We start from the raw sequence: 14,627 nt of genomic DNA on the forward strand, positions 1-14,627 counted from the left end.
CGATGTCCACCGGCACCTCGACAGAGCTTCGTGCACCTGAACGTCGTGGATTCGCGGACATCGCGCCACGGCTGGAGCCCCTGATCATTCCGATCGGGGCCCTGCTTGGCGGCCTGCTCGCCTTCTCCGTGTTCCTGGTGTTGCTCGGCAAGTCGCCGGTGGACTTCTTCGGCCTGGTCTACAAGGCCGGGTTCGGCACGGCGTTCTCGTGGCAGAATACCCTGTCACGGGTCGCGCCGCTGTTGCTTACAGCCTTGTGCGTGGCTCTGCCCGCAAGGCTGGGACTGGTGGTGATCGGCGGCGAGGGGGCCGTCGTTCTCGGTGGCCTCGCGGCTGCCGTGGTCGGGACAGCGCTCTCGGGTGCGCCGACCGCCATCGGCATCCCACTCATGATGCTCGCCGCAATGCTGATCGGCGGGCTCTGGATCGGGGCCGTCGGTGCCCTGCGCATCAGGCGGGGTGTGAACGAAACCATCTCGTCGCTGCTGATGGCCTATATCGCCATCGCCCTGCTGAACCATCTGGTGGAAGGACCGTTCCGGGACCCCGCAAGTCTCAACAAGCCCTCCACCGCGCCACTCGACCCGGCGCTGCGTGTGGGGGATCTGCCAGGCATGGACGTGCACTGGGGCTTCGTCGCGGGCATCGTTGCCTGCATCGTCGCCTGGGTGCTGATCGAGCGGACGACCTGGGGCTTCGCTGCCCGGATCGCGGGTGGCAACATTCGCGCCGCCCAGGTTCAGGGGCTGCCCGTCGGGCGGCTGATCATCTGTTTCACGGCGGCGGGCGGGGCCTGCGCCGGGCTGGCGGGTTTCTTCGAGGTCTCGGCGATCCACGGTTCCGCCAATGGCTCGCTGGTCAGCGGCTATGGCTATACCGGCATCCTGATTGCCTTTCTGGCACGTCATAACCCGCTTGCCATCATTCCGGTGGCCATCCTGCTCAGCGGTTTCGAGGCGTCATCCGGCCTGATCCAGCGCCGCATGGACCTGCCGGACGCAACCATTCTGGTGCTGGAGGGGATCGTCTTCGTCGCCATCCTGGTATCGGAGACCCTCTACGGTCGCTTCCGCATCTTCACGCCAAGGGCGGAGGAACAGCCATGAACGAGACCGATCTCGGCCTCTGGGCCGTCCCGCTGGCCATGATCGGCGGCGCCATCCGGGTCTCCACGCCCTTCCTGTTCGTGTCGCTGGGCGAATGCCTGACGGAACGCTCGGGGCGCATCAATCTGGGGCTGGAGGGGACGCTGGTCTTCGGCGCCATGTCGGGCTACGCCGTCGCCTACGAAAGCGGCTCCGCATGGATCGGCGTCCTCGCCGCCGCGCTCGCGGGGATGCTGTTCGGCTTCTTTCACGGCTGGGTCTGCAAGCTGCCGAAGGTCAATGACATTGCCATCGGCATCGCCCTGATGCTGCTCGGCATGGGCCTCGCCTTCTTCTTCGGCAAGCCCTTCGTGCAGCCGCAGGCCCCGGACCTGCCGGCCATCTCCTTCGGCTGGTGGTCGGACATCTCCCAGGTGCAGGCGGCGCTGCAGGTCAACGTGCTGTTCCTGATCGGCATCGTGCTGACGGTTGCCATGGGCTGGATGTTCCGCACCACCCGCATCGGGCTGATCGTGCGTGTCGTGGGCGACAGCACCGACGCGGCCCGCTCCATGGGCCTGAACCCCAATGTCGTGCGTCTGCTGGCCACGGGTGCGGGCGGCGCGCTGGCCGGCGTCGGCGGCGCCTATCTGTCGCTCTACTACCCCGGCAGCTGGAACGAGGGGCTGTCGTCCGGTCAGGGCCTGATGGCGGTGGCGCTGGTCATCTTCGCGCGCTGGTCGCCGGTAAACTGCTTCTGGGCGGCGCTGCTGTTCGGCGGCGCCGGGGCGCTGGGTCCGGCACTGCAGTCCGTGGGCATCAGCTCCGGCTACTACCTGTTCTATGCTGCCCCCTATGTGCTGACCCTGGGCCTGCTGATCGCCACATCCTCCCCCAACCGGGCGCTGGAAAGCGCACCCGGCGAACTGAGCATCACGAAGTAGGAGTCTCGCAATGAACGGACTTGGTGGGCTGAACAAGTCGGCGAACGGCGTCGTCATCGGTATGGTGCAGTTGCAGTTGCCCGTGGTGGAGACACCGGATGATCTGGCGGCACAGACAGCGCGGATCGTCGAGATGGTGGGCAAGGCGCGGCGCAATTCAGCAAACATGGATCTCGTCGTGTTCCCCGAGTACGCGCTGCACGGCCTCAGCATGGACACGAACCCGGAAATCATGTGCCGCCTGGACGGGCCGGAGGTCGCGGCCTTCCGCCAGGCCTGCATCGACAACAGCATCTGGGGCTGCTTCTCCATCATGGAGCTGAACCCCGGCGGCATGCCCTACAACGTCGGCATCATCATCGATGACCAGGGGGAGATGCAGCTCTATTACCGCAAGTTGCATCCCTGGGTGCCGGTGGAACCGTGGGAGCCGGGCGACCTCGGTATTCCGGTCATCGATGGCCCGAACGGATCGCGCATCGCGCTGATCATCTGCCATGACGGCATGTTCCCGGAGATGGCGCGGGAATGCGCCTACAAGGGCGCGGAGATCATGATCCGCACCGCCGGCTATACCGCGCCGATCCGCGAGAGCTGGCGCTTCACCAACCAGTCCAACGCCTTCTGCAACCTGATGGTGACGGCGAATGTCTGCATGTGCGGTTCCGACGGCACCTTCGACAGCATGGGCGAGGGCATGATCGTCAACTTCGACGGCACGGTACTGGCACATGGCACCACGGGCCGGGCCGACGAGATCATCACGGCGGAGGTGCGCCCCGACCTGGTGCGGGAAGCGCGCACGGGCTGGGGGGTGGAGAACAACATCTACCAGTTCGGCCATCGCGGCTATGTCGCGGTGAAGGGCGGCGCACAGGACTGCCCCTATACCTACATGACCGACCTCGCCGCCGGGCGCTATCGCCTGCCGTGGGAAGAAGAGGTGGCGATCACCGACGGGACGAGCTGCGGCTTCGACGCACCGACCCGCACCTATGTCCGCAAGCTGGAGGCTGCAGAATGAGCACCATCAAGGCCGATCCCTATCCCTGGCCCTACAACGGCGATCTGAGGCCGGAGAACACGGTCCTGATCGTCATCGACATGCAGACCGACTTCTGCGGTGAAGGCGGCTACGTCGACAAGATGGGCTATGACCTGTCGCTGACCCGCGCGCCCATCGAACCGATCAAGGCCACCATGGCGGCGATGCGGGCCAAGGGCTATCACATCATGCACACGCGGGAGGGGCATCGCCCGGACCTGTCCGACCTGCCCGCCAACAAGCGCTGGCGTTCGCAGCAGATCGGCGCCGGGATCGGCGACCCCGGCCCGTGCGGCCGCATTCTGGTGCGCGGGGAGCCGGGCTGGGACATCATCTCCGAACTTGCCCCGGCTCCCGGCGAGGCCATCATCGACAAGCCCGGCAAGGGCAGCTTCTGCGCCACGGATCTGGAGCTGATGCTGCGCACCAAGGGGATCGAGAACATCGTGCTCAGCGGTATCACCACCGATGTCTGCGTCCATACCACGATGCGGGAAGCGAACGACCGGGGCTTCGAATGCCTGCTGCTGGAGGATTGCTGCGGCGCCACCGACAAGGGCAATCACGACGCCGCCATCAAGATGGTGAAGATGCAGGGCGGCGTGTTCGGCTCGGTCTCGGACAGCGCCACCTTCATCAGCCAGCTGCCGTGACCACCCCGTCCGACAGAAGCCCCGCCGTGGGGGTGGAGACGGTCGGCCTGACCATGCGGTTCGGGTCGTTCACGGCGCTGGACGACGTGTCGATCCGCGTCCGTCCCGGCTCCTTCCATGCCCTGCTGGGGGAGAATGGTGCGGGCAAGTCCACGCTGGTGAAATGCATGATGGGATTCTATCACGCGACCGCCGGCGCGATGATGGTGGCCGGCAGGGAAGTCGACGTGCCCGACCCGAAGGCCGCACATGCGCTGGGTCTGGGCATGGTCTACCAGCATTTCACCCTGGTCCCGGCCCTGACGGCGGCGGAGAACCTGGTGATCAGCCGCGACGACACCCCCGGCATCATCGACTGGCGCAAGGAACATGCGGCCCTGTCGGAGTTCATGGAGCGCATGCCCTTCACCGTGCCGCTGGACCAGCCGGTCAGCCGCCTCGCCGCCGGTGAGAAGCAGAAGCTGGAGATCCTGAAGCAGCTCTATCTGGGACGACGCTTCCTGATCCTCGACGAGCCCACCTCCGTCCTGACCCCGGCGGAGGCGGACGAGGTGCTGGGGCACGTCCGGCAACTGACCGAGTCCGGTGCACTGACCGTGCTGATGATCAGCCACAAGTTCCGGGAAGTGACTGCCTTCGCCGACGATGTCAGCGTCCTGCGGCGCGGCAGATATGCGGGCGGCGGCAAGGTGGCGGACCTCAGTCACGATGACATGGCGGCAATGATGGTCGGCGGCCAGCCGCCGGCGCGCGACGTGGACCGGGCCGGAGAGCGCGGCGCGCCGGTCCTGCAACTGTCCGGCATCAGGGCACTGGACCGCTCCGGCCTGCTGCCGATCCGGATCGACGGTCTGACCGTGCACAGCGGGGAGATCGTCGGTATCGCCGGTGTCTCGGGCAATGGCCAGATGGAACTGATGGAGATCCTGACCGGACAGCGCCCCGTCTCCGATGGCCGGATCGAGGTCGCGGGTGCCCCGTTTCACGCGACCCGGGAGGAATCCCAGACCCACAGGGTCCGTTGCCTGCCGGAGGAACCACTGCGCAATGCCTGCGCCCCGCGCATGAGTGTGGCCGAGAACCTGGCCTTCCGCACCTTCGACACGACGCCGGATGATGGCCACCGCTTCTGGCTCGACCGCAAGGCGATGCGTCGGCGCGCGGCGGAGCTGGTGGCGGGGTTCCAGGTCAAGACGGCATCCCTCGACAGCCCGATCCAGACCCTGTCGGGCGGCAACGTGCAGCGTGCGGTGCTGGGCCGGGAACTGACGGGGGACGTGGATCTGCTGCTGGTCTCCAACCCCTGCTTCGGTCTGGATTTCTCCGCCGTGGCCGCCATCCGCTCCCGCATCGTCGCCGCCCGCAATGCCGGTGCGGCGGTCCTGCTGCTCAGCGAGGACCTGGACGAGATCCTGGAACTCTCCGACCGGGTGCTGGTGATGTCGGAGGGCAGCATCGTTCACGAAACCCCGGCGGCGGAGGCCGATATCGCCGTCATCGGCCAGCACATGGCAGGACACGCCTGATGAAGATGATTGCGGCAGAGCCGTTTGAATTCCCGCTCGATCCGGCCCGCTCGGCACTGATCGTCATCGACATGCAGCGCGATTTCCTGGAGCCGGGGGGCTTCGGCGCCGCGCTCGGCAACGACGTTACGCTGGTGCAGGCCATCGTCCCCACCGTGCGCGCCCTGCTGGATGCTGCCCGTGCCGCCGGGCTGACCATCATCCATACCCGCGAATGCCACCGGCCCGACCTCTCCGACTGTCCGCCCGCCAAGCGGGACCGGGGCGATCCGGCACTGCGCATCGGCGATCCGGGCCCGATGGGCCGCATCCTGATCGCGGGCGAGCCGGGGGCGGAGATCGTTTCCGAACTAGCCGCCCTGCCCGACGAAACTGTCATCGACAAGCCCGGCAAGGGTGCCTTCTACGCCACCGGCCTCGGCGACCTGCTGGCGGAACGCGGGATCACGCAACTGATCCTTGCGGGTGTCACGACGGAGGTCTGCGTCCAGACCACGATGCGGGAGGCCAACGACCGGGGCTTCGATTGCCTGCTGGCGGAGGACGCCACGGCCAGCTACTTTCCGGAGTTCAAGCGCGCGACCCTCGACATGATCCGTGCGCAGGGGGCCATCGTCGGATGGACGGCTCCAGTCGAGCTGATCGCCAGCGCCCTGTCCCCCGTGTCCTGACCCAGGAGGTCCAGAGATGACCGCTCCCTTCAATGTGCCCGACATGCTCAACGGCGGCTGGAACAGCCTCGACTTCGCCCCGTTCCGCGAAGGGATCGAGATCGCGAAGATCCTGGAGGGCGAACCGGCGCTGGCCGTGCTGCGCTACCAGCCCGGCGCCACCGTCCCGGCCCACCGCCACCCGGCCCCGGAAACCGTGCTGGTACTGGAAGGCAGCCAGACGGACGACAACGGCCACTATCCGACAGGCACCCTGATCGTGAACACGGCAGGCAGCAGCCACAATGTCTGGTCAACGGACGGCTGCGTCGTTCTGGTGCAATGGGCGAAGCCGATCGAGTTTGCGGCAAAGTCGTAGGCTTTCAAGCCCTCGACCCGTCCCGCTTACTGCTCCGACACCAGCCGTTCGTAAAGGTGCCAGCTTGCGTGTCCGAGCACGGGGAAGATCACGATCACGCCGATGAACAGCGGTGCAATGGCGACAAGTGTCAGCGCCCCCACCATTGCGCCCCAGCCGAGCATGACCGCCGGGCTCTGGAGCACGCTCTTCACGCTGGTGATCATCGCGGTGACGACATCGACCCGCTTGTCCAGCAGCAGCGGCATCGCGATCACCGTGATCGAGAACAGGATGGTCGCGAGCACCGCCCCGACCACCGTGCCCACGGCCAGGAATGTCAGGCCTTCACTGGTCGTGAACAGTGCACCCAGGAAACGATCAAGCGAATGGACGGCCTGGCTGGACATGGTCAGGGCCAGCACCAGCCGCACCTGATAGGCCCAGATCCAGAAGACGAACAGGACAACGAACGACATCCAGCCGAACTCCCGCCGCTGCTGGCTGAAGATGGCGCCGAAGATGTCACTGGCGGTGAACGGCTCATCACGTTTCAGGCGCCGGGACATCTCGTACAGCCCGGCGGCCAGGAAGGGCGCGACCAGCGGAAAGCCGACCGCGGCGGCGATGACGATCCATATCTGGTTGTTGGCCGCAAGACCGGCGATCAGTGCCGCGCCGAACAGCGCGTAGACGAGGCCGAAGAAGAGGCTGAGCAGGGGGCGTCGGCCAAAATCGCGCAGTCCGGCCCGCACGGCCGCACCGACATCGCTGAATGTTGCGGCAGCAACCTCCAGATGAACCGGCGCCGAGGCCGGGGCTGTTTCCTGTTCTGCTTGCATGTTGCGACTTCTTGTTCTTGTGAGGACTTCAGGCAGGCATTCGGGGCAAGAATACTTCGGTTCATTCAGCAAGACCAGTCGAAGCGTCCCTCCCCGTCGTCGCCCGCGGTCACCGGGGCTGTCTGATGATCTGCTGGCGCCGCCACCGTGATCTGCCTACCCTCTACCGTCGGGGAAGAATCAGACATACAGGGGCAGGACATGCGCGCAGTCGGATTGATGGTTCATGGCGGACCGGAAGTGTTGCAGGTGGTCGACGTGCCGGAGGTGCATGCCGGACCGGGACAGGTGCGGGTACGTGTTCACGCCGCTGCCGTGAACCCGACCGACGTTGTCGGACGCAATGGCGGCCGGGCCAAGATGCAGAAGAAGGATCCGCCGCCCTATGTGCCCGGTATGGATATCGCGGGGTTCGTTGACCAGATCGGCGAGGGCGTGACCACCGGCGTGCGCGTCGGCGACCGGGTCATGGCGATGGTGGTTCCGGATGCGACCCACGGTGGCTATCGGGAACAGATCGTGCTGGACCAGCGGGCGGTGGTGGCGGCCCCGAAGGACACCAGTCATGCGGAAGCCTGCACCCTGCCGATGAACGGGCTGACCGCACGCCTGTCTCTTGACCTGATGGGGCTAGAACCCGGCCAGACGCTGGCGGTGACCGGCGGCCCAGGTGCCTATGGCGGCTATGTCATCCAGTTGGCGAAGACGGAGGGGCTGACGGTCATTGCCGATGCGGCACCAAAGGACGAGGCGCTGCTGCGCGCGCTGGGCGCGGACATCATTGTGCCCCGCAGCGATGACTTCGCCGCCGAGGTTCACAAGCATTTCCCCGAAGGCGTCGATGGGCTGGCCGACGGCGCACTGCTGAACGCGGCGGCGATTCCGGCGATCCGGGATGGCGGCGTGTTCACCGCCATCCGCGGCTTCAGCCCCGAGGAGGCCGTGCGGGACATCCGCTTCACCCAGACCTGGGTGCGCAATTATGATTGCGAATACGAGAAGCTCGATCAGCTGCGGCAGCTAGCCGACGCCGGCAAGCTGACCCTGCGCGTCGCCTGCACCGTGGCGCCGGAAGACGCCGGCAAGGCCCACGCGGCACTGGAAGCCGGGGGCAGTCGGGGTCGCTGGGTGATCACGTTCGACTAGGCTGCCCCGCCGTCCGGTGGCATTGCCGCCCTGCACGCCCGGGTCGCCATTTTCCGCTGGCGTTGCGGGCATGCCGATCTATCGTGCGACGCAGAAGCATTTTCGGCTGATCCGCCGCAATACCAGCCAGCGGCGCAGCACATGAAACCGGGGAGACCGACTTGAAACTCTTGCACGCCCACAATTCACCTTACGGGCGCCGCGCCCTGCTGGCCGCGCGTTTCTCTGGCCTGGATATCGAGGAACTGGACGTCTCGAAGGATCCGGAGGCCCGCAACGTCCTGGTCGCCGCCGGCCCCAGCGCCAAGATCCCCGGCCTGCTGCTGGACGATGGCACCTGCCTTTGCGAGACCCTGATCATCGGCCGCTATATCGACGCGCAGGCCCCCAACAAGCTGATGGACTATTCCCCAAAGCAGCTCGAGATCGAGGGTATTGCGTCCGTGCTGATGGACGCGACCTACAAGCGCAGCAAGGAACGGCTGGCGGAGGACGGGGTACCGTCGCCCACGGTCCTGAAGACGGAGACCGACCGCATCGCCCGCTGCTACGATGCGCTGGAAACCCGCCTGGCCGGCCAGCCCGCCGCCTTCAACCTGGCGACCATTGCTGCCGTCTCGGCACTGGGTTACGCCAACTGGCGCGGAGCCGACGACAACTGGCGCGAAGGCCGCCCGGGCCTCGCCGCCTGGTACGATGCCATGATGCAGAACAAGGACGTCGCCGAGACTGCCCCGGTCTTCTAGAGTCCGGGCGACCTCGTCCCGGCGGACCGTCCGGGATTGCGGTGCCGGGCGGGGCGAACGCAGGGCATGACGGAACTGCTTCCCAGCGCTGACGCAGAGGTGCGGAGTCCCCGGGGGAACAGGCCGGCAGCATCTGATTTGACCGGAGTCGACCGTGGACCTAGAAGCAGAACATGACTGACAACACCCCCATCCTGATGGTCGAGGATGATCCGGCCAGTGCCATGCTCTACGAACAGGGGCTGCTGCCCCGTTTCCGGAACATTGCCAAGGCGGATACCCTGAAGCAGGCCAGGCAGCTGATCGGCGAGAGTTCGTTCGGCCTCATGATCCTGGATGTGCGCCTGCCGGACGGCAATGGCCTCGACCTGCTGCGCGAGATGACGGATCAGGACAGGCTGGTCCCGACAATCGTGCTGACCGGGCAGGGTTCCGTGAAGACCGCGGTCGATGCCATGCACCTCGGCGCGATGGATTTCATCGTGAAACCCTGCAGCCCCAAGAAATTGCGGGAAGCCTGCGAGGCCACACTCGCCCGTCGCCAGAGGGCGGCAGCTGCACCTGCTTCGGACCCTGTGGATGCCGCCGCAACGGCAGATGCCGGTGCTGCGAAACCGAAACGGGGGCCTTCCGGATTCCTGGGTGAGTCGGCGGCGATGAAGAATGTCTTCGCGCTGATCGAAGCCTCCGCCCGGTCCGATGCGCCTGTGTTCATCACCGGCGAATCCGGCACGGGCAAGGAGCTCTGTGCCAGCGCCATCCACAATACCGGCGAGCGTCGCAACGGACCTTTCGTTGCCATCAACTGCGCGGCCATTCCCCGTGAACTGATGGAATCGTCGATCTTCGGCCACCGGAAGGGCGCATTCACCGGTGCGATCTCGGATCATGTGGGCGCGGCGGAGGAGGCCAACGGAGGCACGCTGTTCCTCGACGAGATCTGCGAGATGGACCTCGATCTGCAGGCCAAGCTGCTGCGCTTCATCCAGACCGGCACCTATCGGCGGGTGGGTGATTCCAGGGACCGTCCCACGGACATCCGGTTCGTCTGCGCCACGAACAAGGATCCGCTCGACTTCGTGCAGCGTGGCAAGTTCCGCGAAGACCTGTACTACCGGCTGCATGTGGTCCCCATCGAGATGCCGCCGCTGCGGGAACGCGCAACGGACATGGCAATGCTGGCCCGGCGGTTCCTGAGGGACTATGGCGCGGTGGAGAAGAAGTCGTTCAGGGATTTCACCGACGACACGATGGCCATGATCCAGAGCTATCCCTGGCCGGGCAATGTGCGGCAGTTGGAGAATGTGGTTCGCAACATCGTCGTGCTGCATGACGGAGAACTCGTGACGCCTGAAATGCTGCCGCGCCTGCCGCAGGCACCGGTTCCGCAACCCCTTGCCCCACAGCCAGCCCCGGGTGCCGCCTACGCACCGCAGCCGATGCCTGCTGCACCGGCAGCCGTTCCGGGTCAGGACGCAGCGACGACGGCAAATGCCCGGGACATTCTCGTCCGTCCGCTCGTGGAACTGGAGATGATGGCCATCGACGCCGCGATCGAGAAGTTCGATGGCAACATCACACAGGCGGCGCGGGCCCTGGACATCTCAACCTCGACCATCTACCGCAAGCAGATGGCCTGGGAGAAACGGAAACAGGGCAAGTAGTTTCCGGACAAGCGCATCAGGGGCCAGTCCGAGCAGCAGGCCGGAGCCTGCAATGATACCCAGGGCCAGAGTGCCCATGAGCACTTCGGAAAGCGGATCCGTCTGCTGTCCGATGACGGCGACCGCGACGCCGCCCATTGCCAACAACAGACCCAGGCGCCCGAGGCGATAGGGCAACCGCCGCCGCCTCTGCGCGAGCCAGACCACCAGCGAGAGCCGTGCGACCTGCGCGACAGCGGTGGCCAGGATCGCCCCGGTCACGCCGAGCTCCGGGATCAGCAGGAAGTAGAGGGCGAGAGCGATGACGGCGATGGTGGCCTCGACCCGGAACGCGTCCCAGCCGGTGCGCCCTGAGTAGATGCCGATGTTCAGGATACCCGTCACTGCATGCAGCACGGCAATCCCGCACAGCCATGGCGCCAGCGAAGCCGCCGCGTGATAGGCCTCGGGCGTCATCAGACGAATGGCGGTCGGGGCCGTTGCGGCCACACCGACACCGCAGAGCACGGTCCAGACGACACCCGTGCCGGCCGCGACCGCGACACGCTTCTCACCGTCGGGGCCGTTCAGCATGGGGAACCTTCGGGCCAGCCACCAGAGTTCGAAAGGCTGTGCCGCCATCGCCACGATCAGCGCGAACTTCACCGCGACGGCGTAGATCGCGACTGCCTCGACACCCACAAAGGCGGCCAGGATCCATCGGTCGCAACTGCCAAGCACAAAGGCGGCAGCGCCGGCCAGCACCAGGGGACCGCCAAAGGCGACATGTTCCCGGGTGCGGGCAGCAGCGATGGTCATGCCAGTCTGCCTCAACTGATAGAGGGCAAGAGACGTTGCCAGCACCATGCAGGCGATCATGCCGGCGAGCAGAACACCCCAGACGCCGAAACCCAGCACCAGCATCAGTGTCGCCAGACCTGCCTGGATGACGGAGCGTCCGGCACTGGCAATCGCATAGATGCCGGCCCGGTTGTTCATGCGCAGCCAGGCCAGCGGCACCAGTATCAGGCCGGAGGCAGCCAGACTGATCAGCAGCAGGCGCGTCTCGGAGGTGGCAATGCCGCCCGGCAACGCGATGGTGATCCATGGTGCCGCGATCTGGCCGGCGGCCAGAAAGATGAGACCGGATGCCATGGCGATCCCGAAGATCGAGGCCGTGGCCTTCCGCCGTTCGGCCTCGCCCCGGGCGGATCCGGCAAACCGGTAGACGCTGTCCGCCAGGCCAAGTCCCACGACCACGGACAGCAGGTCCGCAAGCGTCTGCAGGATATCCAGTCGTCCATAGTCTTCCGGCGAAAGGAACTGGGTGAACACCGGCACCATGACGAAAGACACCCCCTTCGCCACCAGAATCGAGAAGGCATACAGCAGGGTCTGCTGCAGGCCCGGGGGCAGTCTGGCGGACAGGGTGCGAAGCATCACGCCGACTTTCCGCGCCGGACCGCGCCGAAGCCCACGATGATGGCCATCGCCAACCCCCCCACACCTGCGCCCAGGGCGGGGACCGGTGCGGCGCTGACCTTGGGAATGTTCGAATTCTGCAGGGCGTCGGCCGGGTCAGAGCGGACGATGAACACGGCGTCGTTGAAGTCATTGTCGCCGGAAAGGCGGTTAAGGTCCTCGAAGCCGACCACCACCTGGTTGGCATCGACAACATTCAGCATTGCCAGGTGCCGGGTGTTGCGGCTGACATCATCGACCGTGGCGTCCGCGTCATTCTCCGGGTTCAGGAAATCCATCGACCAGTAGGTCGGATTGTCCTCGAGACTATTGACGCCTTTGCCGCTGACGCCTTTGCCGTTACCCTTCTTGCCCTTCGCAAAGGACGGATGGTCCTGGAGATTATCGACGCCTTTGCCGTTACCCTTCTTGCCGTTCGCAAAGGACGGATGGTCCTGGAGATTATCGACGCCATTGACGCCGCTGCCATTCCAGCCGTTCGCGATCAGAAAGAAACCGACGTTGGTGCCCGCTTCGAAGATCTTGTCGCCGGTCATGGTCCAGCTGTCGTCGGTCAGGTTGATGCTACCGCCACCGATGACCGTCGTGTCACCTGCCTGAAGGAGTCCCCCGGACCCTGCCCCCGAGAAATTGCTGAACAGGACACCCATGTCATCGACGGCACCGGAGGACTGCATCTCGGCAAAGCCGATATTTCCGGACCCGTTGATGTCGATATCGCCGAACGTCAGTCCGTCGAAGGCGTTGTCCTGATAGGTGAAATAGCCAACCGAGTTCCGATACCCGGCGCCTTCGCTGACAAAGGTCACGGCCAGATGGGAGGCGTCATCCAGACGAAGGCTGGGATAGTAGGCTTCATTCAGAAACTCGGCCCCCACGGCCTGGCTCTCCGGCAACTGCCGCGAGACCGTTTCCAGGATGTCCTGGCCGACACCGATGTTCGTCATGTCTTCCGGCACCTGCTGGGCCTGCGCCGATGTCGCCGCAAAGAGCCCGGCAACCGCCGAAGCCGCAATCGTCAGACGTTTCATTTCCTGTCTCCACTGGTTGTCCAGGGTCGTGGCGCAAGAGCCATGCCTCTGGAAACTGCTTTGTTTTTCAGAAAGTTGGAAATCGGTCCGGCCGGATCGCTGCATTCCGCGCCGGTCAGCCACTGCGGTTCGCCATGGCTGCGCAGGTAGTGACGCAAGGCGATGGCCAGCGCGAGCATGACGTAGATCGGCCAGACGAAACCCTGGGTGAGGAAGGTGCCGCTGACACAGAACCCCGTGAAGCCACCGACCAGGGCGCTGCCGGCTGCGCGCATGACCGGGGGTATGTCGGACCGCGCGAGCAGGGTATCCCGGACCCGGAACGCGGACAGACCAAGTGTCACGACCATCGTGGCGAAGGCAGCAAATCCGAGAAGGCCGGTCTCTGCGATGACGCCGAACCAGGTCGAATGCACGGCGTGGTTCTTGCCGTCCCAATGCGGGCTGAAGAGGTAGTAGTTGAAGTAGAAATTGTCGAGGCCGACACCGAACAGCGGCTTGGCAAGCGCCATGCCGATGGCCGCCTGCCAGGCATAGATCCGGCCCATCGCGGATTCGTCGATGCCCTCCTCATGCGCGCCGCCGGACTGCCGGTCGTCAATACCGGCCACCGCGAACAGCACCGCCATGGCCAGGACCCCGGCTGTACCCAGCAGCAGTTTCGATTTCACCCGGCGGGAGGCAAAGACACCAATGACAGCGGCAATGCCCAGCAGACCGCCACGGCTCTGGGTGGCGACAATGGCGCAGGCAATGAGCACGAAGATCACCACGCCGCCGATCCGGAGCATGCGGCCCAGCCCGGCGGTATCGGCCGCCGCCAGTGCCCACCCGGCGCCGAACAGCAGGACAAGCGACAGGTCATTCGGATCACCCAGCATGGAGCCGATATCACGCCCGATGGTGACCCGGGTGCCCTCTACCAGGCCGATCCCCGCAGCCTTGTTCTGCAATGCCACCAGCGCAACCAGTGCAGCAGATGCCAGCATCACCAGCAGCAGTTTCGAGAAGTCCGCAGGCTTGCGCAGCAGCCAGGCCAGCGCAAAGACCATGATCGCGATCTTGACGTATGTATCCTTCCAGTAACCGAAGGCATTGCCGGTGTTCGTGCCCGCGAACACCCCGATGGTGACCAGCCCGAAGAAGATGAGAAAAGGTGTGAACAGGCCGTCCCAGTATGTGGTCGTCCTGCGGAACACCAGGTTCCAGACCAGCGTGCCCAGAACGCCCAATGCCAGCAGCAGGGGCAGCTTCAGCGGCATCAGTTGCGGCACGACCTCGTGCAGGCGGAAGAAGGAAAAGGCGACGAACAGGATCCCAAGCACGCAGGCCTGACGTATGGCGACGATCATCAGGACCGGCAGCACGGCCAGTGCAGGCGCGACCACCGGGTGAGGCATCGCCACGGTCGCCGCAAGCGCCAGAAGGCCCAGGCTGAACGCTGTTGCGATCTGCAGTTTGGGATCGAGTGTCATG

14 protein-coding genes are annotated in these 14,627 nt (G+C 65.4%); 10 read left to right on the forward strand and 4 right to left on the reverse strand.

All coding sequences use genetic code 11. From position 1 onward, the window contains the following. Window positions 1–2: 2 nt before the first annotated feature. Genes QGV55_RS12550 through QGV55_RS12580 form a run of 7 tightly spaced genes read left to right on the forward strand, consistent with a single transcriptional unit; the run spans window position 3 to window position 6,282 of the window. A complete protein-coding gene (locus tag QGV55_RS12550) occupies window positions 3–1,106 on the forward strand; it encodes an ABC transporter permease (RefSeq protein ID WP_281016442.1) in 1,104 nt (367 codons plus the stop codon). Continuing rightward, window positions 1,103–2,029 (forward strand): ABC transporter permease, encoded by a 927-nt coding sequence (locus tag QGV55_RS12555; protein WP_281016441.1) that lies wholly within the window; start codon window positions 1,103–1,105, stop codon window positions 2,027–2,029. The genes QGV55_RS12550 and QGV55_RS12555 overlap by 4 nt, the downstream gene beginning before the upstream one ends. A 10-nt stretch (window positions 2,030–2,039) precedes the next feature. Continuing rightward, window positions 2,040–3,053 carry a formamidase gene (locus tag QGV55_RS12560; RefSeq protein ID WP_281016440.1) on the forward strand — a complete coding sequence of 338 codons (1,014 nt, stop codon included), beginning with the start codon at window positions 2,040–2,042 and terminating at the stop codon, window positions 3,051–3,053. Beyond that, a complete protein-coding gene (locus QGV55_RS12565; RefSeq protein WP_281016439.1) occupies window positions 3,050–3,727 on the forward strand; it encodes an isochorismatase family cysteine hydrolase in 678 nt (225 codons plus the stop codon). Before QGV55_RS12560 ends, QGV55_RS12565 begins: the two co-directional genes overlap by 4 nt. Window positions 3,728–3,780: 53 nt before the next feature. Next, window positions 3,781–5,253 (forward strand): ABC transporter ATP-binding protein, encoded by a 1,473-nt coding sequence (locus QGV55_RS12570; protein ID WP_348637698.1) that lies wholly within the window; start codon window positions 3,781–3,783, stop codon window positions 5,251–5,253. Next, window positions 5,253–5,924 (forward strand): isochorismatase family cysteine hydrolase, encoded by a 672-nt coding sequence (locus QGV55_RS12575; RefSeq protein ID WP_281016437.1) that lies wholly within the window; start codon window positions 5,253–5,255, stop codon window positions 5,922–5,924. Before QGV55_RS12570 ends, QGV55_RS12575 begins: the two co-directional genes overlap by 1 nt. Window positions 5,925–5,940: 16 nt before the next feature. Further along, complete coding sequence (locus QGV55_RS12580; protein WP_281016436.1) at window positions 5,941–6,282, forward strand: cupin domain-containing protein; 342 nt, start codon at window positions 5,941–5,943, stop codon at window positions 6,280–6,282. Window positions 6,283–6,308: 26 nt separating this feature from the next. Here the strand turns inward: QGV55_RS12580 and QGV55_RS12585 are convergent, their stop codons facing one another. Further along, complete coding sequence (locus QGV55_RS12585; RefSeq protein WP_281016435.1) at window positions 6,309–7,103, reverse strand: DUF2189 domain-containing protein; 795 nt, start codon at window positions 7,101–7,103, stop codon at window positions 6,309–6,311. Between the two features lie 201 nt (window positions 7,104–7,304). Between QGV55_RS12585 and QGV55_RS12590 the strand changes: the two genes are divergently transcribed. From QGV55_RS12590 to QGV55_RS12600, 3 genes are all read left to right on the forward strand, one after another. Beyond that, window positions 7,305–8,249, forward strand: coding sequence for an NADP-dependent oxidoreductase (locus QGV55_RS12590; RefSeq protein WP_281016434.1), 945 nt, complete (start codon window positions 7,305–7,307; stop codon window positions 8,247–8,249). A 161-nt stretch (window positions 8,250–8,410) separates the two neighbouring features. Next, window positions 8,411–8,995 carry a glutathione S-transferase family protein gene (locus QGV55_RS12595; RefSeq protein WP_281016433.1) on the forward strand — a complete coding sequence of 195 codons (585 nt, stop codon included), beginning with the start codon at window positions 8,411–8,413 and terminating at the stop codon, window positions 8,993–8,995. A gap of 173 nt (window positions 8,996–9,168) precedes the next feature. Beyond that, a complete protein-coding gene (locus QGV55_RS12600) occupies window positions 9,169–10,659 on the forward strand; it encodes a sigma-54 dependent transcriptional regulator (RefSeq protein WP_281016432.1) in 1,491 nt (496 codons plus the stop codon). Here the strand turns inward: QGV55_RS12600 and QGV55_RS12605 are convergent. Genes QGV55_RS12605 through QGV55_RS12615 form a run of 3 tightly spaced genes read right to left on the reverse strand, consistent with a single transcriptional unit; the run spans window position 10,600 to window position 14,626 of the window. Then, entirely contained in the window at window positions 10,600–12,078 is a 1,479-nt protein-coding gene (locus QGV55_RS12605) for a lipopolysaccharide biosynthesis protein (protein WP_281019867.1), read from the reverse strand. The genes QGV55_RS12600 and QGV55_RS12605 overlap by 60 nt on opposite strands. Further along, window positions 12,078–13,151 (reverse strand): DUF4114 domain-containing protein, encoded by a 1,074-nt coding sequence (locus QGV55_RS12610; RefSeq protein WP_281019932.1) that lies wholly within the window; start codon window positions 13,149–13,151, stop codon window positions 12,078–12,080. The genes QGV55_RS12605 and QGV55_RS12610 overlap by 1 nt, the downstream gene beginning before the upstream one ends. Then, window positions 13,148–14,626: an O-antigen ligase family protein gene (locus tag QGV55_RS12615; RefSeq protein ID WP_281016430.1), complete on the reverse strand. Its 1,479-nt coding sequence runs from the start codon at window positions 14,624–14,626 to the stop codon at window positions 13,148–13,150. The genes QGV55_RS12610 and QGV55_RS12615 overlap by 4 nt, the downstream gene beginning before the upstream one ends. Between the last annotated feature and the right edge of the window lies 1 nt (window position 14,627).

Source organism: Minwuia sp. IMCC3009 (assembly GCF_029909415.1).
In the GTDB taxonomy this organism is placed as follows: Bacteria; Pseudomonadota; Alphaproteobacteria; order Minwuiales; family Minwuiaceae; genus Minwuia.